19 protein-coding genes and 1 pseudogene are annotated in these 20031 nt (G+C 72.4%); 6 read left to right on the top strand and 14 right to left on the bottom strand.

Translation table 11 applies throughout. The annotated features are described in order from the left end of the window. Positions 1-160: 160 nt before the first annotated feature. A complete protein-coding gene (locus tag ACFUJ1_RS29830; protein WP_378650649.1) occupies positions 161-655 on the bottom strand; it encodes a hypothetical protein in 495 nt (164 codons plus the stop codon). Between the two features lie 493 nt (positions 656-1148). Here ACFUJ1_RS29830 and ACFUJ1_RS29825 point away from each other — a divergent pair, with 493 nt between their 5' ends. Further along, positions 1149-1442, top strand: a complete 294-nt coding sequence (locus ACFUJ1_RS29825; RefSeq protein ID WP_378650648.1) for a hypothetical protein — start codon at positions 1149-1151, stop codon at positions 1440-1442. Positions 1443-1448: 6 nt separating this feature from the next. Here the strand turns inward: ACFUJ1_RS29825 and rho are convergent, their stop codons facing one another. From rho to ACFUJ1_RS29810, 3 genes are all read right to left on the bottom strand, one after another. Continuing rightward, positions 1449-2564: a transcription termination factor Rho gene (rho, locus tag ACFUJ1_RS29820; protein ID WP_378650647.1), complete on the bottom strand. Its 1116-nt coding sequence runs from the start codon at positions 2562-2564 to the stop codon at positions 1449-1451. 234 nt (positions 2565-2798) lie between these two features. Further along, positions 2799-3806: a DUF3349 domain-containing protein gene (locus ACFUJ1_RS29815; RefSeq protein ID WP_378650646.1), complete on the bottom strand. Its 1008-nt coding sequence runs from the start codon at positions 3804-3806 to the stop codon at positions 2799-2801. 57 nt (positions 3807-3863) lie between these two features. Further along, positions 3864-5369 carry a phytoene desaturase family protein gene (locus tag ACFUJ1_RS29810; protein WP_378650645.1) on the bottom strand — a complete coding sequence of 502 codons (1506 nt, stop codon included), beginning with the start codon at positions 5367-5369 and terminating at the stop codon, positions 3864-3866. A gap of 74 nt (positions 5370-5443) precedes the next feature. Between ACFUJ1_RS29810 and ACFUJ1_RS29805 the strand changes: the two genes are divergently transcribed. After that, positions 5444-5917, top strand: a complete 474-nt coding sequence (locus tag ACFUJ1_RS29805; RefSeq protein WP_378650644.1) for a nitroreductase family deazaflavin-dependent oxidoreductase — start codon at positions 5444-5446, stop codon at positions 5915-5917. Positions 5918-6242: 325 nt separating this feature from the next. On the opposite strand, the gene ACFUJ1_RS29800 is transcribed toward ACFUJ1_RS29805, so the two are convergent. The 4 genes and pseudogenes from ACFUJ1_RS29800 to ACFUJ1_RS29785 form a co-directional block, all read right to left on the bottom strand. Continuing rightward, positions 6243-6686: a Type 1 glutamine amidotransferase-like domain-containing protein gene (locus ACFUJ1_RS29800; protein ID WP_378650643.1), complete on the bottom strand. Its 444-nt coding sequence runs from the start codon at positions 6684-6686 to the stop codon at positions 6243-6245. Next, the gene (locus tag ACFUJ1_RS29795) at positions 6686-7186 is read right to left on the bottom strand and encodes a YcxB family protein (RefSeq protein WP_378650642.1); all 501 of its coding nucleotides are present in this window, start codon (positions 7184-7186) and stop codon (positions 6686-6688) included. Before ACFUJ1_RS29795 ends, ACFUJ1_RS29800 begins: the two co-directional genes overlap by 1 nt. Before the next feature lie 27 nt (positions 7187-7213). After that, positions 7214-8401, bottom strand: coding sequence for a hypothetical protein (locus ACFUJ1_RS29790; RefSeq protein WP_378650641.1), 1188 nt, complete (start codon positions 8399-8401; stop codon positions 7214-7216). 139 nt (positions 8402-8540) lie between these two features. Further along, positions 8541-9641, bottom strand: a pseudogene (locus ACFUJ1_RS29785) (nitrate/nitrite transporter). Between the two features lie 122 nt (positions 9642-9763). Here ACFUJ1_RS29785 and ACFUJ1_RS29780 point away from each other — a divergent pair. Together ACFUJ1_RS29780 and ACFUJ1_RS29775 are read left to right on the top strand one after the other, a co-directional pair. Beyond that, entirely contained in the window at positions 9764-9907 is a 144-nt protein-coding gene (locus ACFUJ1_RS29780) for a hypothetical protein (protein WP_378650689.1), read from the top strand. Positions 9908-10409: 502 nt separating this feature from the next. After that, complete coding sequence (locus ACFUJ1_RS29775; RefSeq protein WP_378650640.1) at positions 10410-10586, top strand: hypothetical protein; 177 nt, start codon at positions 10410-10412, stop codon at positions 10584-10586. Between the two features lie 3 nt (positions 10587-10589). On the opposite strand, the gene ACFUJ1_RS29770 is transcribed toward ACFUJ1_RS29775, so the two are convergent. After that, positions 10590-11834 (bottom strand): serine hydrolase, encoded by a 1245-nt coding sequence (locus tag ACFUJ1_RS29770; protein WP_378650639.1) that lies wholly within the window; start codon positions 11832-11834, stop codon positions 10590-10592. 111 nt (positions 11835-11945) lie between these two features. On the opposite strand from ACFUJ1_RS29770, the gene ACFUJ1_RS29765 reads away from it, so the two are divergent. Then, positions 11946-13943 carry a hypothetical protein gene (locus tag ACFUJ1_RS29765; protein WP_378650638.1) on the top strand — a complete coding sequence of 666 codons (1998 nt, stop codon included), beginning with the start codon at positions 11946-11948 and terminating at the stop codon, positions 13941-13943. On the opposite strand, the gene ACFUJ1_RS29760 is transcribed toward ACFUJ1_RS29765, so the two are convergent. Genes ACFUJ1_RS29760 through ACFUJ1_RS29750 form a run of 3 tightly spaced genes read right to left on the bottom strand, consistent with a single transcriptional unit; the run spans position 13940 to position 17442 of the window. Next, positions 13940-15487, bottom strand: coding sequence for a long-chain fatty acid--CoA ligase (locus tag ACFUJ1_RS29760; RefSeq protein WP_378650637.1), 1548 nt, complete (start codon positions 15485-15487; stop codon positions 13940-13942). The two genes, ACFUJ1_RS29765 and ACFUJ1_RS29760, sit on opposite strands and share 4 nt — an antisense overlap. Beyond that, entirely contained in the window at positions 15487-16620 is a 1134-nt protein-coding gene (locus ACFUJ1_RS29755; protein ID WP_378650636.1) for a DUF5938 domain-containing protein, read from the bottom strand. Before ACFUJ1_RS29755 ends, ACFUJ1_RS29760 begins: the two co-directional genes overlap by 1 nt. Before the next feature lie 27 nt (positions 16621-16647). After that, a complete protein-coding gene (locus tag ACFUJ1_RS29750; RefSeq protein ID WP_378650635.1) occupies positions 16648-17442 on the bottom strand; it encodes an SDR family NAD(P)-dependent oxidoreductase in 795 nt (264 codons plus the stop codon). Positions 17443-17570: 128 nt separating this feature from the next. On the opposite strand from ACFUJ1_RS29750, the gene ACFUJ1_RS29745 reads away from it, so the two are divergent. Beyond that, complete coding sequence (locus ACFUJ1_RS29745; protein WP_378650634.1) at positions 17571-18176, top strand: TetR/AcrR family transcriptional regulator; 606 nt, start codon at positions 17571-17573, stop codon at positions 18174-18176. Between the two features lie 55 nt (positions 18177-18231). Here the strand turns inward: ACFUJ1_RS29745 and ACFUJ1_RS29740 are convergent, their stop codons facing one another. Continuing rightward, entirely contained in the window at positions 18232-18930 is a 699-nt protein-coding gene (locus ACFUJ1_RS29740) for a hypothetical protein (RefSeq protein ID WP_378650633.1), read from the bottom strand. A 39-nt stretch (positions 18931-18969) separates the two neighbouring features. Continuing rightward, the gene (locus tag ACFUJ1_RS29735) at positions 18970-20028 is read right to left on the bottom strand and encodes an LLM class flavin-dependent oxidoreductase (protein WP_378650632.1); all 1059 of its coding nucleotides are present in this window, start codon (positions 20026-20028) and stop codon (positions 18970-18972) included. Positions 20029-20031 lie beyond the last annotated feature (3 nt).

The following is a 20031-nucleotide window of genomic DNA, read 5'->3' as shown; positions in this document are numbered from 1 at the left end:
AGTATGGAGCGCACGCGCGGCCGCCCGTCGAGACAACCGCAGATCATCGGGGGTTCACCGCCCTGCCGCCCGCGATGGCCGCTGTCCGGGAAACGAAGGTTTCGATCGGGGGGCGATCCGCGCGGCCCCCCTGTGTTTCCGACCGGAAACAATGCGGAGGTCAGTGAATGATCGGGAAGTCGCTCTCGTGCACCGAGACCACCACCGCCAGATCGGCGAAGGGCGCGGAGCCGCGGGCCATCCGGTGCCCCCACCTGGCCAGGGAGCCGCGCACGCCGTACTTGATCCGGATCCCCTCGCGCACGGTGTTCAGCACCGAGCCCTCGCCGAAGATCAGCGCCTCGCCCTGCTGTTCCCGCGAGCCGAGCGCCCGCGCCCCGCGCCAGTCGCCGGACTGGACGATGACCCGCGGATCGCGAACCAGCTGCTCGACCTCGGGCGACCACGACGACACCCGGAACGCGAGCCTGCCGTCGCCTGCGGGCACCACCAGCCGCTTCCGCGTCTCCCAGCGGCCAGGCAGCACCTCGTGGGTGACCAGGACGGTGCCCGCATCCCACCAGAAGGAGCCGGGGTGCCAATCGGCCGGACGGCCGAAGGCCCGCTCCGGCAGGTTCTCCTTGTCCACGCTATCGGCCTCGATCGTCGTCGTCATGGATCCCACCTGCCCCTTGTGTCACACCGGTTTCCGCACGGCACTACCCGCGATACGTCCTCCGAACCCGGCCACGTTTACCCACGCGGCGAGCGGCTACATCCTCATCGACACCAGACCCCCTGCCGGGGCGAAACAACCGCGGACCGGGCCGAGCGCCTCGACACGACCGACCGTTCCGTTCCACCCGCGCCGGCAGGGGCCGGACGGCCGGGGCGCCCCCCAGCGTACCCGCGGTGACCGCTCGGCCCTCGCCTCCACCCGAGGCGAGTGAGCCCGGTCACCTGACCGGCGCCCCGGCCGCACCGCCCCGCAGTGGGCGGACCCGCGGCCACCTGGCATTTCCCTGCCGTTCATGGTCCCGACGCCGCCCGTACGCCGTTCTCCGGCGCGATACATTGACGTAACGCGCCATCGGAGGGTCACGATTGAGAGCGTAACAACATTGGTTGACGCGTCTTCGACAGGGGAGAATCTCGTGGAACCGTGGACTGTGACCAGTCCAACCGACGGCGTACTTCGCTTCACCAACGCCACCCATTCCCGCGCGGCGATGATCGCCGTCGAGCCGGTCGGCGACGTCCAGCTCGGGCCGAGCGATCCGGGCGACCCCTACACGAGCTTCGTCTCGGAGGGGCGCGCGCCCGGCGAGTACTTCGAGCGCCGGGTGACCAGGCGCACCGGCTCCGGCCCCGCGGGGATCCGGGTGCGCTGGATGATCGCCGGGATCGGCCCGCGCACCTGGGTGCACAGCCTCACCGACCTGCGGGCGGGCACCGCCAGCTGAAGGCGCTCAGCGCTGCGCGGCGGTGACCCCGGCGAGGAACTCGGCATTGGTACCCACCTGGCGCAGCCCGGTCAGCAGCAGCTCCAGCGGTTTGCCGCCCGCGGCCGCGGCGAGCGTGCGACGCAGCAGCGCGTCGGCGGCGAGCTCGCCGGAGGTGAGGAGCAGCTCCTCCCTGCGGGTGCCGGAGCGCGGCAGGTCGACGGCGGGGAAGGTGCGCCGCTCGGCGGCGGCGCGGTCGAGCACGAGTTCGGCGTTGCCGGTGCTCTTGCACTCCTCGAAGATCACCGTGTCGGCCAGCGAGCCGGTGTCGACCAGGGTGGTGGCGACGATGGTGAGCGATCCGCCGTTCTCGATATTGCGGGCGGCGCCGAGGAAGCGTTTCGGCGGCAGCAGGGCGGCGGAGTCGACGCCGCCGGAGAGGATCCGCCCGGAGGCGGGTGCGGCCAGGTTGTAGGCGCGGGCCAGCCGGGTGAGCGAGTCGAGCAGCACGACGACGTCGCGGCCCGCCTCGACCAGCCGCTTGGCCCGCTCGATCGCCAGCTCCGCCATGCCGACCTGCTCGGCCGGGGTGCAGTCGAAGGTGGCGGCGGCGATATCGCCCGGCACCGAGCGGGTGAAGTCGGTGACCTCCTCCGGCCGCTCGCCGACCAGGACGAGCACCAGTTCGCACTCGGGGTGGTTCTTGGCGATGCCGTGCGCGACGGCGCGCAGCACCGAGGTCTTGCCCGCCTTGGGCGGGGCGACGATCAGCGCGCGCTGGCCCTTGCCGATCGGCATGGCCAGGTCGACGACGCGGCCGGTGAGTTCGTGCGGCTCGGTCTCCAGCCGCAGCCGCTGGTCCGGGTGCAGCGGCGTGAGCTCCGCGAAGGCGGGCCGCGCCTTCGCCCGCGCCGGGTCGAGGCCGTTGACGGCCGTCACCCGCAGCAGCGGGTCGCGTTTGCCGCGGGCGCCGGGGCCCGCCACGCCGGTGACGAAATCGCCGCGGCGCAGGCCGTTTTCCCGCAGCAGGCGGGGTGCGAGGTAGAGGTCGCCGTCGTCCGGGAGGTAGCCGCGCACCCGCAGGGTGGCGGTACCGCCGGTGATGTCGAGGATGCCGGTGACGGCACGTTCTTCGATGGTCATGGGAATGTCCTTGCAAGAGTATGGGTTTCGGAGACGTCCGGGCATGCGGCCGCAGACGTGCGCAGAACACGGAAGCTGCGCGGGGGCGAGAGGGATTCTCGGAATCTCGATGCGGGAGCAGTGCTACATCCGCGGGGAGAAGACGCGGCCAGAGTACGTCCGGCGGCGCTGCCCGGTCAAGGGCCGAACTCGCTGACCGGTGCAACAGCGCCGGTCAGCGCGGTATTCCCGGTTTCAGCGCCGGGTTTCGTCCGGGCGCGAGCCGACCGGGACCCCGGTCACCATGAAGACGGTGCGCCTGCCGACCTCGACGGCGTTGTCGGCGAAGCGCTCGTAGTACCGGCCGATCAGCGTGAGGTCGACGGCGGCGGCGACGCCGTGGTCCCAGAGCGGGCCGAGCACCGTGGCGAGCAGCTCCTCGTGCAGGTCGTCCATGGTGTCGTCCTGGTCGGCGAGCCCGGCCGCGACCTCGGCGTCCCCGGATTCCAGCACCTCGGCGGCGGTGGCGGCGATGGCCGCGGCGGCCGCCCCCATGCGGGCGACCAGCGGGCGCACCGGTTCGGGGACGACGTGCTCCGGGTGCCTGCGCCTGGCCGCGGCCGCGATGTGCGCGGCGAGCGCGGCCATCCGGCGCAGGTGGGTGCCGAGCTGGAGGGCGGTGACCACCTGCCGCAGCTCGCCCGCGACCGGGGACTGCAGGGCAAGCAGCCTGGCGGCCTCGCGCTCGATCTCCGCGCGCACCGCACCCGCTTCGGCGGCGAGGTCGATGGCGGTCTCGGCGCTGCTCAGCTCGGCCTCCACCAGCGCGGTGGTGGCCTCCGCGACGACCGCGCCCGCCCGCAGGCACAGGCCGTGCAGCAGTTCGGCCAGGCCGCGCAGGTCGTCGTGGTAGCCGACCCTGGCGTTGTGCTCGGAGGGGCCGCCGGGCAGCACCGGCGGCCGCCAGGTGCCCTCGACCGGCCAGTCCACCGCGTTCAACCGCTCCCTGACCCGGGCGAGGTCGGATTCCCGCGGCAGTTCCTGGGTGAGCCGGGTGATGGCGACGCCCGCCTCGACCCGGTCGGCGGGCAGCGTGCCCTGCGCGACCAGCCCGGCGACCACCTGCTCCACCTCGTCGTCGCTCAGGCGGCGGCCGAGCAGCGCGAGCAGCGGCACCCGGTCCTGCTCGGGCACGCCGTCCGGGTAGCCGGCCCGCAGCCAGTCGACGATCCGGCCGAGCAGCTGCGACCATTCGAAACTCACGCCATCACGCTCCCTGTACTCGCCGCCGCGATGCCCACTCGGGGCGACATCGAAACCCTATCCGCTGTCGCCCGCCCGCGCCGGGCCGACCAGCCCGGCGACGATCCGCGCGGAGAGCAGCACCAGCGGGAGCCCGCCGCCGGGGTGCGCCGAGCCGCCGACCAGGTACAACCCGGGCACCGGCGCGGTGTTGGCCGGGCGCAGGAAGGCCGCGCGCGGGCCGTTGGAGGAGGAGCCGTAGATGCAGCCGCCCGGGGTCGCGGTGCGCCGCTCCAGCTCGGCCGGGTGGATGATCGCCCGGTGCAGGATCCTCCCGCGCACGTCGACGCCGCGCTCGGCCATGAGGTCGAGGATCCGGTCGGCGTAGCGGTCGGCGAGTCCCGTTGTGTCCCAGTCCATGTCGTGCTCCGGGGCGTGCCTGGGCGCGTTCACGAGCACGAACCAGGCGCCGGTGCCCGGCCCCGGCACTATTTCCGGGTCGTCGGGGGCGCTGATGTAGACGGTGGGGCTGCGGACCGGGCGCAGCGGGCCGTTCCTGCCGAAGACCGAGTCGAATTCGTCGTCGTAGTCCTCGGCGAAGAGCACGCAGTGGTGCGGCAGCGGTGGCGGGTCGTCCAGCGCGAGCAGCAGCGCGAAGCCGGAGAGCGACGGGATCGCGCGGCGCAGCCGGGCTCTCGCGCGCCGGGCTTGCCGGGTGTGCACCAACTTTCCGTACACCTGCGCGGCATCGGCATTGGCGACCACCAGGTCGGCCGCGCGGCCGGTGCCGTCGGCGAGCACGGCGCCGGTGACCCGGCCGCTCGGGTCGGTGACCAGCTCGGTGACCTCGGCCTCGGTCTCCAGCACGCCGCCGAGTTCGACGAGGCGGTCCCGCAGCGCCGTGGCGATCCGGCCCAACCCCCCGCCGACGTACCAGGAGCCGAAGGCCTGCTCGCTCCACGGCACCGAGGCGAGCGCGGCGGGCGCGCGGCGCGGGTCGGAGCCGGTGTAGGTGGCGTAGCGGTCGAGCAGGAAGCGCAGCCGCGGGTCGTCCAGGTAGCGGCGGCCGAGGCCGCGCAGCGTCTGCCAGGGGGCCACCGTGCGCACCTGGTCCGGGGTGGCGATGCCGCCGATCATGGTGCGCAGCCCCATCGGCGACTCCAGGAACGGCTCGTGCGTGACGTCCCAGATCTTCTCGGCGCGGCCGAGCAGTGCCGACCACTGCGCGCCGCGACCGGGGCCGAGCGCGGCGTCCAGCGCGGCCGGGATCTCGGCGAGCTCGCCCGGCATGTCCAGCTCGGTGCCGTCCGGGAAGCGGTAGCGGGCCGCGACCGGCAGTTTCCGCAGCTCGAGCACGTCGTGCACCGAGCTGCCCGCCGCGGCGAAGGTCTCCTCCAGCACGTGCGGCAGGGTCAGCAGCGAGGGCCCGGTGTCGAAGCGGAACCCGTCCAGCTCCAGCACCCCGAGCTTGCCGCCGATCTCCGCCGACTGCTCCAGCACGGTCACCTCGTGCCCGAGCGCCCGCAGCCGCAGCGCCGCCGCCAGCCCGCCGACGCCGGCGCCGACGACCAGAACCCGGCTCATCCGCCCACTCCTTCCGTTCGCACCGACTCTACGGGCGCGTCGTTTCGCGCCGCCCCCGGTGGGAAAACCGGAATGTGTCCCGCAATCCGCTCCCGCCCCTGGCCCGCTGGCTCGGCCGACAGCCGTGGGTGATGCGCACCGCGCCGCTGGTGCTCACCACCGAGCGCTTCCTGCGCGGGGCGAGCGGGAATCGGCTCGGCGTGCTCGACCTCGCCGGGCTGCCGACGCTGCGGCTCACCGTGGCCGGTCGCAAGACCGGGGAGCCGCGGGAGACCTCGCTGCTGTACGTGCCGTACGGGGCCGATTTCCTGATCATCGGGTCGAACTGGGGGAATGCGAAGCATCCGGTGTGGTCGGCGAATCTGCGGGCGGCCGACACCGCGCGGGTGCGGTTGCACGACGAGGTCTTCACGGTGACCGTTCTGGAGTTGGCGGGTGCCGAGCGGGAGAAGGCGTGGGCGGCGGCGCTGAAGTTCTGGCCCGGATACCGGGTCGAGGAGAAGATGGCGGCGGGGCGGCGCTTCCGCATCTTCGAGTTGCGCCGCTGAGCCCCCGGCTCGGGCAGTCCACCCGCCCGTACGCCGCCCCGGTCTCGCCGGTCGGCCCACCGCCCGAACATCGACCACGGCGAGCAGCCGCAGCTGCTTCGCTGCCGCGTCGCCACCTCGTACGGCACGACTGAGCGGACCGATCCTCGGTCCGCCCGCTCAGGCGGGTGACACAGTCGACAAGCTGCTCAGCACCCCGGCTGGAACGGGTAGCAGGGCCGGCGACCGGCTGGAGCCGGACGCGGTTCCGCGGGCGATCCCGGCCGGAAGGTGGCCGGGGAACGGTATGCGGCCGAGCACAGGGCGGCGCCGGGTTGCGCACCTGTCACAGGCGGGTGACGTCGAGACGGTGCTCGGCTCCCGGCTCCACGAAATAGGCGCCGCCGGAGCTGTTCTCGGCGAGCGCGCCGGCGAAGGTCGTGCCGCGGTAGAGCAGGCCGACTCCGTCGTCCGTGGCGTACCCGGGCGGCAGTACCCGGGCGTCGATGAGGCGCTGGAAGAGCGGGCGGCGCTCGGGCTCCGAATCGGTGTGCACGCCGTTGGCATACGGCAGCAGCGCGAGGCCGTCGGTGATCGGGCGAAAGTCGGGGCCGAACGAGTCGGTGGTGCCGCCGACGTGCCAGCAGATCGAGCCCGCCGACACTCCGGTCAGCACCACCCCGGCATTCCAGGCGGCCGCGAGCGCGGGGCCGAGATCGTGCAGTCGCCACATGGCCAGCAGTGCCGCGACGCTGCCGCCCACTACCCGGATCACGTCGACGGCGGGCATCAGGCCGGCTCGGCCAGGGCGGCCGGGTGCCCGCCGGGGCGGCGGGCGAGGAAGGCGGCGAAGGTCTGCCGCTGGTCGGCGGTCATGGCGGCTTTGGGCACGGTGATCGCCTGGAACTTGCCGACCATCAACAGCCAGGCTTCCGGTGTGTCTGTGATGGAGCTGAATATGGCCCAGTGGTAACGGGCTTCGAAGAGCGGGCCGGATGCCGAGAAATGTTCGTCGGTGAAGGTCATTCGCACCGCGGCGGTCAGCGCCGGGGATTGGCGGCGGATCACCCACCGCAGCAGCAGTGGGCCGCTCAGGACGGCAACGAGAAAACCGGCGGCGATGTAGACGATGCCGAGTTCCCTCGTCCCGTCCGCAAGTGCGAGCAGTGCCCCGACCAGGGCGACGCTCAGGCCGAGTATGCGGTAGATCAGCACCGACCGCCGGAGCAGGTGTCGCAGGGTGCGCCGCAGCAGGTGCTCGTCGTAGGGGAGGTCGATGGTGATGTGCACCCGTGCATCGTAGGCAGGCGCGACGGGTCAGCAGTCCGACTGGAACGGGTAGCAGATCGGAGTCTGCTCGGCGGGCCGGGGCGCGGGGACCGGGTCGGGGCGGTCGGCCACGGTCTGGACCGGGAGCGGGGTGTTCTGCGCCGGGGCCGCGTCATCGGCGGCGGCGCACCGGCTGAACAGCCACAGGGCGGTGCCGAAGGCGACCAGGGCGAGGATTGCCAGCAGGAGGGAGGTGAGGGGGCTGCGCTTGCGGGCTACGGAGTGCAGGGTGGAGCCGGGAGGGGGTGGTGGGTCCACGGGCGGGGTCGCTCCCACCCCGGGAGAATGCGTGACTCCGGCGGTCGTGGTCGGTGCCGGCTCGGCCGCAGGTGGCGCTGAACCAGCGACCGGCGCTGATTCAGCGACCGGCGCGGAGCCGGTGCCGGGCAGCGGCGGGACCGGGACCGCTACGGGTGGTCCGGACGTCGCGGACGTCGAAGAGTCCGGTACGGGAACACTTCCGGCAGTCGGCGGCACTGCGGCCGTTGCCGGCGGCGGCACTGCGGCCGTTGCCGGCGGGGGTACCGCCGCCGACGGCGCTGTGGCTGCGGCACCGGTTCCAGCGATCTGCGCACCACCCGCCCCGGGAAACCCCATCGCGACGAGCTGCTCGTCGGAAAGCGCGTGCTGCTCCCCCACCAACACATCGAGCGCCCCGCGAACCCGCTCCGCGGTCCACGCCACCGACCGCACCTGCTCGACCGCCGCCAACCGCTCGTACAGCTGATGCGGGTCCTCCGCGAGCAATACATCGGTCCCCGCGGGCAACCCCTCCCGATCGAGGTTCATCGTGATCGGCACCCCGGCGAACGGCACCACGACCAGCAACCCGAGCACCTCGACCGGCGAATCCTCGTCGCCGAGAACAGCTCCCACCGCCTCGATGGTCTCGGTGAGCCGATCCAGCGGGTTGGTGTCCCGCAACCGCACCTCGATCGGATCGCCGGAGATTCCCGCCATCCGCCACGGCTCCGCGGCCGGGCACTGCATGTCCCCGGTCATCGGCTCGGTCGGCATCTCGATGTCGATCACCAGGCAGGCGCGCGGCGTGAAAACCACCAGATCCGCGTCCAGGCCGGTGCCGAGCACGCGCCGGAACCCGCCGGGCGCGGACAACCGGCAGCCGGAGACGGCGATCCCGGGCAGTTCCCCGGCCTGCAGCCAGTCGATGACCAATTGCTCTGTGTCGGAGGCATCTCCGCGGCTTCCACGTACGACGAACACCGCAGACCACTCCCTTTTCCCACTGCCCGGCCGCACGACGACCGACTTGCCGCAGCGTTACCCCGGATTCGCCCCGCCAACCGGGCGCGCGCTACCTCCGCGGCGGGACGTCGATCCCCTCCGCCGCCATCCGCGACCGCATCTTGCGCCGCGTGATCAGCACCCCCGTCACGGCGACGATCCAGATCGGGTACTGCGCGGTCCAGGCGAGCCGGAAGGCGTCGAATCCGTACCCGCCCGCGTGCTGCAGCACGATGCCCATGGTCTCGACGACGAGCAGGGTGGCGAGGAAGCCGCCGATATCGACGATGCCCTGGGCGGTGCCGAGGCTGCGGTGAGCGGCGGAACGGGTGCCTGGCGCTGAGCACGCCGAGGATCGGGCCCGCGGTGAGCGCGGCCGGCACCGAGACGGTGAGCAGCACGCCGGCGGTCGCGCGCGAGAGTCCCTGCGCGGTCACCAGGTACGGCACGCCCCACCTGAGCGCGAAGGTGGTGATGGAGAACTGGGTGCCCATGTGGGTGAAGAAGCCGAGCCGGGTGCCCGGGTGCGCCCAGACCTCGCGAATCCTGGTCGTGCGCGGGGGTGCCGCGGCGACGGGGGTGGTGCCGGGCGGGGCGTCGCGGATGGCGGCGAGCGCCAGCATCGCGAGCAGCACTCCGACGGCGGCGGCGGAGAGGTAGGCGGTGGTCCAGCCCGCCGCGTTCAGCACGGCCAGGAACGGGATGGCGGAGAGCACCGAGCTGGCCGAGCATGCCGGTGAGCTGGGAGATCAGCGGGCACCCGGCGGGCCGGGAACCAGCGCGGCACGAGCCGGAGCACGGAGATGAAGGTGCAGGCGTCGCCCATGCCGACCAGCACCCGCCCGGCAACCGCGAGCGGGAGCAGGTCGGTGAGCGCGAGCAGCCCCTGCCCGGCCGCCATGAGCACGGCCCCCACGGCGATCATCACGCGCGAGCCGACCCGGTCGAGCAGCAGCCCGGCCGGGATCTGCATGCCCGCGTACACGATCACCTGCAGCACGACGAAGCCGGAGAGCGCGGCGGGGCCCACGTGGAAGCGCTCGGCGGCGGTCAGCCCGGAGACGCCGAAGGAGGTGCGCTGCAGGACGGCGACGACGTAGGCCGCGACCCCGATCCCCCAGATCGCCCAGGCGCGGCTCGGTGCGGACCTGCCATCAAGGTAGCTGCGGATGCGCTGCCGGAGCGGCGCGGGTGCGGGCTCGGCCGAGAGCTGCTGTGGACGATCAAGGGGGCTGACTCGGATCCGGCGCGGAATCGCGTTTGCGCACAGGCGGGTGCGGGATTCCAGCCGGTATGACGAACCCCTTCGAAGACCCGAACGAACCCGAACTCTTCGCCCCGCTCGACGCCGACGACAATATCGAGGCGCTGACCGAGGCGATCGTGTTCGACGACGACAACTGGATCCGCAACCTCGGCGTGCCCGGCTCCGGATAGACCGCGCGGAAATGGATTGCGCCGCCCCGCGATCCCGTGTCACCCTTGTACCCATGATCACGAATACCGGGAAGGCGGTCGCCGCCGCCCTCGGGTGAGCGCCTCGACCCCGTCACGCGCCGCCCGAGGGTGCGGCACCGGTTTTCCACTCCCCGCTCCTGCAGTTCCTCCGCTGTGCGTGCTCGGCGCGCCGATTCCGATTCGAGGTGATCCCCCATGGCTCGTAGTCTCTTCGCACTCGCCCGTCGCTCGCGCATGCCGGTGACCGATCACCTCGGACAGCCGTATCGCGAACGGTAGTTCCCCCGAACCTTCCCGATTTCGGCGCGTGACCACCGCGGCCGCCCCTCCGACCTGCGTCCGGACTCTCCGAACGTGGTGCGTGACCAGCGGCGCGAAGCGGACTGCAGGCTGGCCCGCGCCCGGAACCCCCTTGCCCCGTCGCGCGGCGGCGGCGCATGATCGGACGGGTCAACCGTCCCACCATCAGCGAGGAACGATCATGCTCAGAACCCTCACCAGGGCATCCGCCGTCACCGCGATCGCACTGGCCGCCGGGGCGCTCGCCGCACCGGCCGCGCTCGCGGACGCACCGCGGGCCGAGCCGGTCGCCGGCTCGGTCTCCGTCTGCATCAACATCCCGGTTCCGCCGCCGGTCAGCGTCAATATCTGCCTCTGACCGTCAGAGGTCGAAGATCCGCTCCCCGGCGGGGAGCGGGGCGAAGCGCGCGGAGACCTGCGCGACCAGCCGCCACGGACGGTCCGTGTCGGTCGTGGCCTTGCCATTGGTCAGGACCGCACCGGACAGTCCGCGGGCGGGGTCGCCCCAGCCGTACTGGGTGGTGAGCCCGCTGCGCCCGAAGTGCGCCTCGGTGTGCCTGCCGAACTTGGAACGGCGCGCCCCCAGCTCGAAACCGGCCCGGCTCACCCGGCCCGCCGCGCCCGGCAGCCACGGTGCGGGTGCTACCGCCGCCCGCACGGTATCCGGCTCCATGATCCGCACGCCGTCGAGTTCGCCTCCGCGCGTGAGGATCTCGTAGAAGCGCGAGAGTTCCTCCGCCGTGGTCACCAGGTTGCCCGACGGCAATTCCGCGGTGAGGAAGCCGCGCACCGCAGCCGCGGAGACGGCACCGCTCATTCCCCCGCCGAGCGCTCGGCGCGCCAGGTAGGCCGATGCCTTCGACGGGCGCGGGCCGGTCTTCACACTCGGCACCACGGCGTCGACCTGCTCCTCCGGCACGCCGAAGTTCGTCCAGCGGAAGCCGAGCGGGATCAGCACCCGCTCCGCCAGATGGTCGCGGATGCGCGTGCCGGTGGCGGCGCGCACCACGGCGCGCTGGATCAACCCGCTGGTGAGCGCGTGGTAGACGCGGAAGCGGCGGCGCGGCCACGCCGGTTTCAGGTCGGCCAGCGCGCGCAGTGCGAGCTCCTCGTCCAGCACCAGCTCGGAGCCGCGGTAGGGCGGGGTGATGAACGGGATTCCGGCGGAGTGGTTCAGCACGTCGCCGATGGTGATGGCGCCCTTGCCGTTGGCGGCGAAGCCGGGCAGGTAGTCGGCCACCGGGTCGTCGGCGGCGAAGGCGCCCTGCTCCATGAGCATGGCGGTGACGGCGGCGGCGACGCCCTTGGCGGTGGAGAAACCGCAGAACGGGGTGCCGGTGGTGAGCAGCACCCGCTCGGTGTCGGGGGCGTCCCGCGGGGCGTTGCCCCAGCCGTGGCCGATGCCGCGGTTCAGCACGACGTGGCCGTTGCGGCGCAGGCAGAGCTGGATGGCGGGGGTGGTGCCGAGGCGGTACCAGTCGCGGACCGACTCCCAGACGGCGTCGATGTCGGCGCGGGTCAGACCGGCGTCGGCCGGGTCGGCCTCGGGGCCGACGGTGGTCACCGAGTCGAGGTCTCCGGTCACCCGGATCAGCGCGGCAGTCACCCGGCCCAGCCTAGTCACCGTTCCGGACGATCATCCGGGGGCGGATCGGGTGCGGGGGTGCGGCCGTGCCACGATCGGAGCCGTGCTGCCGCCCGCGTCAGGTCCCGCTCCATGGCTGTGATCGTCGCCGATACGGCGACGGGTACCGGCGCCGCCGAGCGGGGCCGCCGCCGGCTGCCGCCGGTGCTGGTGGTGGCGTTGCTGCTGGTCGCCGTGCAGCTCGTGGTGCGGGCGGCGGTGGTCGGGCGGGGGTACTTCTACTGGGACGATCTGATCCTGATCGGGCGGTCCGGGACGTATCCGCTGCTCTCCGCGGAGTTCATCGGGTACGACCACGACGGGCACCTCATGCCGGGCGCCTTCGCCGTCGCGCACCTGCTGACCGATCTCGCGCCGCTGCGGTGGGGGCCAGCGGCGGTGTCGCTGGTGGTCGGGCAGGTCGTCGCCGCGCTGGCGGTGCTGCGCGTGCTGTGGTTGCTGCTGCCGCGGTGGGCGCTGCTCGGGCCGCTGGTCTTCTACCTGTTCACGCCGCTGACGCTGCCCGCTTTCGCCTGGTGGGCGGCCGGGTTGAACTCGCTGCCGATGCAGGCGGCGCTGGCCTGGGTGGCGGGGGACGCCGTGCGGTTGGTGCGCACCGGGGAGCGGCGGTACGCGGTGTCCGGGGTCGCGGTGACCGTGCTGGGGTTGCTGTTCTTCGAGAAGGCGGTGCTGGTGCCGTTCGTGGCGCTGGTGACGGTGGTGCTGGTACTTCGTTCCGAAGGGGTCGGCGGACCGGCAGTTCGCGCCGAGGGCGCCTGGCGTGCCGCGCTGCGCCGGGGTGCGCTGCTGTGGCAGGGGTCGGCGGTCGTGCTCGCGGTGTGGGCGATCGCGTACGTGGTGCTCGTGCGCGATCGGTTCGCCGTGCCGCGCGCGGACATGGTGGTGGAGCTGGCGAACCACGGGGTGTCGTGGGGTGTGCTGCCGACGTTGCTCGGCGGGCCGTGGAGGTGGGAACGGTGGAACCCGAGCCCACCGTGGGCCGATCCGCCGCTCGCGCTGGTCGTCCTCGCGTGGGTGGCGGTGGTGGCGGCACTGGTGTGGTCGGTGCGGACGCGGTACCGGACGGGCGGGGTGTGGGTGGCGGCGGGCGGGTACGTCGCGGTGTCGACCGTGGCCATGATCGTCACGCGGTCCGGGGACGAGACGGCCTACGAGCTCGCCCGGACGCTCCGGTACCACACCGATTCCGCCGTCGTGATCGCCATCGCCGCGGCCCTGGTGCTGGCCGCGCCGCGCCGGGCGGCGGCACCCGACCCCACCGCATCGCGCGCCCGCTCCACCCACGCCGCACCAGCCACCCACGCACCAGCCACCCACGCCGAACCAGCCACCCGCGCCGAACCAGCCACCCGCGCCGGATCGGCCACCCGCGCCGCATCGGCCACCGACGCGAGCACACAGCGCGGCCACGGGGCCGTCGCGACCGCGCGACATCGCGTACTGCCCACCCTGGCCGCCGCGCTCTTCATCGCCGGTTCCCTCTGGTCCACCGCCACCTTCACCCGCGCCTGGACCGACAACCCCACCCGCGCCTACCTCACGAACGCCGAGGCCGCGCTCACCGCCCGCCCCTCGGTCCCCCTGCTCGACCAGGCCGTCTCGGTGTGGATCCTGCTCCCGGTCGCCCACCCGCACAACATGACCGGCCACGTCTTCGCCGCTCTCCCCGACCGCGTCGAGATCGGCTCCACCACAACCGAACCGAAGATCCTCGACGACTCCGGCCACCTCATCCCGGCCGACCTGTTCGCCGTCCGCTACGCGCTGCCCGGCCCGATCCCCGGCTGCGGCACCCTGCTCACCGACCGCGCCGTCACCCCGCTCCCCGCCGACGGCCCGCTCATCCCCGCCGAGTGGACGGTCCAGCTCAACTACTTCGCCTCGGGCCGGGGCGAGATCGAAATCCGCTTTCCCGGAGACGATTTCGTCGAGGTTCCGGTGGCCGAGGGTCCGGGAACGGTGTACGCGCGGGTGCCGGGCGGCGGCGACCGGCTGGAGGCCCGCTCGACCACCCCCGGCACGACCGTCTGCGTCGGCGGCAGCCCGATCGGCGGCGTCGTCCCGCGCTAACCGGCGCCGGACTCCAGCAGTTGCTGCTTGATCTCGGTCTTCAACACCTTCCCGATCTTGGAGCGCGGCAGGTCCGCCCACACCTCCAGCTGCTTGGGCGCCTTCACACTGCCGATCCGCTCCTTGACGAACGCCGTCAGCTCGGCGGCGGAGACGGTGCTGCCCGGCCGGATGGTGAGCACGGCGGTGACCCGCTCCCCCCACTTGTCGTCCGGCAGCCCGACCACCGCGCAGTCGGCGACCGCCGGGTGCGCCATGAGGGCCTGCTCCACCTCGGTGGAGTAGACGTTGAAGCCGCCGGTGATGACCATGTCCTTGGCCCGGTCGACGATGTAGAGGAAGCCGTCGGCGTCCAGGTAGCCGATGTCGCCGGTGTGGTGCCAGCCGTGCGCCGACGCCTCGGCGGTGGCCTCGGGGTTCTTGTAGTAGCCGCGCATGACGAGCGAGCCGCGGACCACGATCTCGCCGCGTTCGCCGCGCGGGAGCAGGCGGCCGCCCTCGCCCATGATGGCGACGGTGACCAGCGGGGACGGGCGTCCGGCCGAGGAGAGCCTGGCCCGGGCGATGGAGCCGCTGCCGTCGAAGTGGTCGTGCGGGGCCATGGTGGAGACCATCATGGGCGCCTCGGTCTGGCCGAAGAGCTGGGCCATGACCGGGCCGATCCGGCGCAGCGCCTCCTCCAGCCGCGCGGTCGACATCGGCGCGGCGCCGTACCAGAAGCACTGCAGCGAGGAGAGGTCCCTTCGCACCAGCGAGGGATGGTCGAGGACCAGGTAGATGAGGGTCGGTGGCAGGAAGGTGTGCGTGATCCGGTGCCGCTCGATGTGGTCGAGGAACCCGGTGACGTCCGGCGCGCGCATGACCACGATCGAGCCGCCGTGGCAGAGCACCGGGAAGCAGAGCACCCCGGCGGCGTGCGTGAGCGGGGCCAGCGCCAGGTAGCGGGGCCGGGCGCCGTCCACCGGCCAGGGGTAGCTCATGAGCGTGACCGCGGTCATGGCCTCCAGGTTGGCGCCGGTGAGCAACACCCCCTTCGGCTTTCCGGTGGTGCCGCCGGTGCCCGCGATCATGGCGATGTCGTCGGGGGCGTGCCGGTCGACCGATTCACCTGCCGCGCCCAGGAATTCATCCCAGCCGAGGGTGTCCGGCACGGTGTCGTCCAGGCACACCAGGGTGTGCAGGGCGGGCAACGCCGACCGGATCTCGGCGACCAGCGGGGCGAAGGAGCCCTGGAAGATCAGCACCGAGCAGTCGGTGAGCGCGAGGAAGTCCCGGTTCTCCGCTGCGGCGTTGCGCGGGTTGATCGGGCACCACACCGCCCCGGCCCGGCTGATGCCGAAGACGCAGGTGAACGCGGTCGGGTCGTTGGCGGAGAGGATGGCGACCTTGTCGCCGGGGGCGACCCCGCGTGCTACCAGCGCCGCCGCGACCCGGGCGCTGAGGTCGAGCACCTCGGCGTAGGTCGCGGTGGTGCCGTCGCAGACCAGGCAGGGGGCGCCCGGGTCGAGCGACGCCCCCTTGTCCAGGAAGTCGACGAGCCGCATCAGTTCGCCTGGTAGGTCAGCGCCGGCTCGGCCACCAGGCCGAAGGCGCGCAGCTGGCCGAGCAGCTCGCGGTGCCCGAACGCCTTGCAGCCGGAGGCGAAACCGGTCCGCTTCGGCGGCTGCTGCAGCAGGTAGGAGGCGGCGAACGCCTGCAGCAGCCCGGTCTGCTTGTAGTTCTGGTTGCCGTGGATGACGCAGTGCGCGCGGCCGAGCGGCCCGGATGCGTACACCGAGTCCAGCGACTTGTTCAGCCGCGGATTCTCCCGCGGCGGCATCACGTTCATCACCTGGGCGGCGGTCGCGGTCAGCACCTCGTCCCTCGCCTCGGGGTCCATGTCCTTCGTCGCCTCCAGCGCCTGCGCGACGATCTGCGGCACGCCGTGCATCAGCGCCGCGTTGAAGACGCCGCCCTGCGCCTTGCAGTTCGCCACCCGCGGATCGTGTTTGTACCAGACCGGGTGCGAGGTGCCGCCCCACGGCAGCGACATGGCCAGCTCGTGCTGCCCGGGCACGACCAGCGGCACCAGCCCCTGGTTCGGGTCGAACTCCACGTAGCTGTTCTGTTGCAGATAATGCGCCCGCGAGGTGGCGGCGTTCACCAGAATGGTGCGGGTGGAGGCGATGGTCGGGGAGCCGCCCCAGAACACCGCGATGTCGAGCGAGTCGAGACCGGGCTTCTCCAAACACAATTCGGCCGCGATCTCACCGGTGGTGTACATGTGCGCCAGCCCGGGGGCGAGCAGCAGCCCGGCGGCGGCGAAATCGGCGCCGTACTTCTCGTCGCAGGTGATCAGCCAGTCCTGCTCGCCGGTGGTGTCCAGGTAGTGCGTGCCCGCGGCCAGGCATGCCTCCACCACCTCGGGGCCGAAGGAGCTGAACGGGCCGACGGTGTTGCACACCACCGAGGCGCCGCGGAAGAGCTCGGTCAGCGCGGCGACGTCGTGGTTCACCTCGGCGATCTCGTAGTCGGCGGTCTCGATGCCCGCCACATTGGTGTCGAGCGAGCTTTTCAGCTTGCCGCTGTCCCGGCCCGCGGCGAGGAACGGAATCCCGTACTCGCGCAGGTACTCACAGACGAGGCGGCCGGTGTAGCCGGAGGCGCCGTAGACGACGACGGGCTTGGTGCTGGTCATGATGGTCTCTCTTCCTGGTCGGGGGGGTCACATACCCATGCCGCCGTCGACCGGCAGGCCGGCGCCGTTGACGAAGGCGGCGGAGTCGGAGGCGAGGAAGACCACCGCGTTCGCGATGTCCTCGGTGGCGGCCAGCCGCCCGGACGGGGTCAGCTCGACGACCGCGCCGACCGCCTCCTCCGGCGAGCCGAACAGCCCGAGCCGCGCCACGTCGTTCGCCAGCCCGGCGCCCATCTCGTTGGGCACCAGCCCCGGGTACAGACAGTTCACCCGGACCCCGTAGCCGAGCTTGCCGCTCTCCATGGCCGCGACCCGGGTGAGCCGGTCCACCGCGGACTTGGTCGCGGAGTAGACCGCGATCGCCGGGAAGGCGATGGTCGCCGCCACCGAGGCGATATTGATGACCGAACCGCCGTTGCCCGCCGCGCCGCCGGGGCGCATGGTGCGGAAGGCGTGCTTGATGCCGAGCGCGGTGCCGAGGACGTTGACCTCGAGCATCGTCCGCACGCCGTCCGGATCCAGATCGGCGAGCAGGCTGCTGACCTCGACCCCGGCATTGTTGACCAGGATGTCCAGCCCGCCGAGCTGCTCGACCGCGGCCGCCGCGGCCGCCTCCCAGGAGGCGTCGTCGGTGACGTCCAGATGCACGAAACCGTGGCCGGTGCCGAGGGTTTCGGCGAGTTTCGCGCCGCGATCGTCCTGGATGTCGGCGATCACGACGCGCGCCCCGGCCTGGGCCAGCGCGTGCGCCATCCCCTCGCCGAGTCCTTGCGCGCCGCCGGTGACGAGGGCGGAACGGCCGGTCAGGTCCATGTGGGTCATCTGCGCTCCTTGATCGGGGTGATGCGGGTCACACGGTTCCACCTTTTCATGACAGTTGTCAAGACTTTCTCGGACAGACGTCAAGATTCTGCTGGTCGATCGTCAAGAAAGTCGGTTAAACTCTCGCCATGCCGCGCGCCAACCCGATCGACAAGCACGACCTGCGCCGCCGCGCGCTCGCGGACTCCGCGCTGCGCACGCTCGGCGAGCTCGGCTATGCCCGGTCGTCGCTGCGCGAGATCGCGAACAACTCGGAGTTCTCGCACGGCGTGGTGCACTACTACTTCCACGACAAGCTGCAGCTCATCGTCTACTGCGTCCTGCAGTACAAGCAGACCTGCGTCACCCGCTACGACGGCGTGATCGCCGACGCGACCACGCCCGACGGGCTGGTCGCCGCCTTCGCCGACAAGCTCGCCGAGACCATCGTGGACGAGGCACCCATGCACCGGCTCTGGTACGACCTGCGCTCGCAGAGCATGTTCGAGGAGAGCCTGCGCGAGGCGGTCGGGCAGATCGACCGGCTGCTGGAGGAGATGATCTGGCACGTCGTCACCCGGTACTCCGCGCTCTCCGGGGTCGCGCCCGCGATGTCGCCGAACACCGCGTACGGGATGCTGGACGGGCTGTTCCAGCAGGCGCTGCTCGGCTATCTGAGCGGGCGGGCGGAGGCGCTGGAGGCGCTGCGGGAGCAGGTGCGGCGGGTCATGCCGCTGGTGCTCGCGGCCGCATGAACGCCGCGAAGCCGGCCGGGCCGACGGGCCCGACCGGCTCGAACACCGCGTTCGGCTACTTCGGCGCGGCCGGGAACGGCGTATTGATCGTGGTGAAGTACCGCACGGCGGCGAGCACCGCCACCGGCGCGGTGACCAGCAGCTGACCCACCAGGGTGCCGAGCGCCCCGATGGCGACGATCCCGCCGACGCAGCCGACGACCGCGGCCGGGCCGAAGGCGCCGAAGAGCCCGACGATGGCGGCCGAGGCCACGGTCGCGCCCGCGACCCCGCCGAGCACGCAGCCGACGGCGCCGCCGGTGAGCCCGCCGACGAGCGTGCCGACGGTGGCGCCTGTACCGATGGTGCTGGTCAGCCGGTTCCAGGCGGCGAGCTCCCGGTCGTACTCGTTCTTCCACGGCGCCTTGTCCTCGTACGGGGGGGCGACCGGGCGGTAGGCGGCGTGCGCGGCGTCGAAGAGCGGGGTGAGCACGGCCCGGTGCCCGGCGATCTCGGCGCCGATCGGGAAGACGAAGTCGTCCACCCGGAAGGACAGCTCGGTGCCTGCCAGCACCGTGCCGTCGGCGGCGGTGATGGTGAAGGTGCCGTCGGCGGCGCGCAGCGCGCCGCCGTCGGTCTCGATCACGACGTGCTCGGGGGTGGTGGTCGCGGTGTAGCCGACCGTGCCCGGGTCGGCGGGGGCGGCGTGCGCGAGCGCGGGGAACGCGGTGAGTGCGGCGGTGAGCAGGGCGACGGTGCCGATGCGTGGCTTCATACGGTGTGCTTCCTCGTCGATGGACGCGGTACAGGGAGTTCAGGCGAATTCCGGCGCGATCTTGTCCGCGACGGCGTCCAGGGTGCGGCGCGCGACGTCGATGGGCAGGTTGCCGGAGTGGATGGTCAGGCTGACGGTGACGTCGGTGCCGTAGCGCTCGCCGAGCCGGGTGAGCTGGGCGCGCACGTCGTCGGCGGTGCCTGCCAGGATGTGGTCCTCGCCGAGCCGGGTGTCGAAGTGCAGCAGCGCGCCCACGTTCGCCAGGTTCTCGTAGCCGGGGTAGTCGGTGCTGGTGTTGCGCGCCCAGGCGCCGGTGGCCTCGGCGATCTTGTCCGAGTAGAGCTGCTCGTCGTGGCGGCCGAGCTCGAGGGCCCGGTCGCGGTCGTCGGCGATGAAGGCGGCCAGGCTGATCTGCACCTGCTCGGTGCCGGGGGTGCGGCCGCCATCGGCCCAGCCGCGGCGGTAGGCGGCCAGGATCTCGCTGAAGCCGGCGCGTCCGGCGATGGCGGGCACCGCCTGCAGACCCCGGCCCAGCCGCCCGGCCGCCTCGGCCGAGGCCGGGCTGGTGGCGGTGGCGACGAAGATGTCCGGCCCCTCCGGCCGGAAGGGCCTCGGCAGCAGGGTGACCGGGCCGAAGCGGTGGAACGGGCCGTCGGCGACCACGTCCTCCTCGGTCCAGAGCCGCTGCACCAGGTGCACCCCCTCGTCGAAGCGGGCCCGGCTCTCGTCGAGGCCGATTCCGAAGGCCGCGAACTCGTCCGGCAGGAAGCCGCGGCCGAAACCGACGTCGAGCCTGCCCCTGCTCAGGTTGTCGAGCACGGCGAGCTTGCCCGCCAGCTGGATCGGGTGCGCGAAGGCCGGGATCACCGCGCCGGTGGCGATCCGGATGTCGCGGGTGCGGGCGGCGACGGCGGACAGGAACGGCACCGGGTCGGGGCTGTACCCGCCGTACGGGAAGAAGTAGTGCTCGACGGTCTTGACGTGGTGGAAGCCGCGCTCGTCGGCGTAGACCGCGAGGTCGAGCGCGTCCTCGAAGTAACGGTGCGCGGGCAGGTCGCCGGGGCCGACTGCCGGGAAGAAGGTGATGCCGAATCGCATGAT

Source organism: Nocardia sp. NPDC057227 (genome assembly GCF_042669725.1).
In the GTDB taxonomy this organism is placed as follows: domain Bacteria; phylum Actinomycetota; class Actinomycetes; order Mycobacteriales; family Mycobacteriaceae; genus Nocardia; species Nocardia asteroides_A.
Note: the sequence above shows the minus strand (reverse complement) of the source record. Positions and strands in the feature narration are given on the sequence as shown.

What these genes read in the sequence shown, in the direction of transcription:
- ACFUJ1_RS29830 (WP_378650649.1), bottom strand. Translation starts at nt 655, where the DNA reads ATGACGACGACGATCGAGGCCGATAGCGTGGACAAGGAGAACCTGCCG.
- rho (WP_378650647.1), bottom strand. Translation starts at nt 2,564, where the DNA reads ATGACCATCGAAGAACGTGCCGTCACCGGCATCCTCGACATCACCGGC.
- ACFUJ1_RS29810 (WP_378650645.1), bottom strand. Translation starts at nt 5,369, where the DNA reads ATGAGCCGGGTTCTGGTCGTCGGCGCCGGCGTCGGCGGGCTGGCGGCG.
- ACFUJ1_RS29800 (WP_378650643.1), bottom strand. Translation starts at nt 6,686, where the DNA reads ATGCCCGCCGTCGACGTGATCCGGGTAGTGGGCGGCAGCGTCGCGGCA.
- ACFUJ1_RS29780 (WP_378650689.1), top strand. Translation starts at nt 9,764, where the DNA reads ATGACGAACCCCTTCGAAGACCCGAACGAACCCGAACTCTTCGCCCCG.
- ACFUJ1_RS29775 (WP_378650640.1), top strand. Translation starts at nt 10,410, where the DNA reads ATGCTCAGAACCCTCACCAGGGCATCCGCCGTCACCGCGATCGCACTG.
- ACFUJ1_RS29765 (WP_378650638.1), top strand. Translation starts at nt 11,946, where the DNA reads ATGGCTGTGATCGTCGCCGATACGGCGACGGGTACCGGCGCCGCCGAG.
- ACFUJ1_RS29760 (WP_378650637.1), bottom strand. Translation starts at nt 15,487, where the DNA reads ATGCGGCTCGTCGACTTCCTGGACAAGGGGGCGTCGCTCGACCCGGGC.
- ACFUJ1_RS29755 (WP_378650636.1), bottom strand. Translation starts at nt 16,620, where the DNA reads ATGACCAGCACCAAGCCCGTCGTCGTCTACGGCGCCTCCGGCTACACC.
- ACFUJ1_RS29750 (WP_378650635.1), bottom strand. Translation starts at nt 17,442, where the DNA reads ATGACCCACATGGACCTGACCGGCCGTTCCGCCCTCGTCACCGGCGGC.
- ACFUJ1_RS29745 (WP_378650634.1), top strand. Translation starts at nt 17,571, where the DNA reads ATGCCGCGCGCCAACCCGATCGACAAGCACGACCTGCGCCGCCGCGCG.
- ACFUJ1_RS29740 (WP_378650633.1), bottom strand. Translation starts at nt 18,930, where the DNA reads ATGAAGCCACGCATCGGCACCGTCGCCCTGCTCACCGCCGCACTCACC.
- ACFUJ1_RS29735 (WP_378650632.1), bottom strand. Translation starts at nt 20,028, where the DNA reads ATGCGATTCGGCATCACCTTCTTCCCGGCAGTCGGCCCCGGCGACCTG.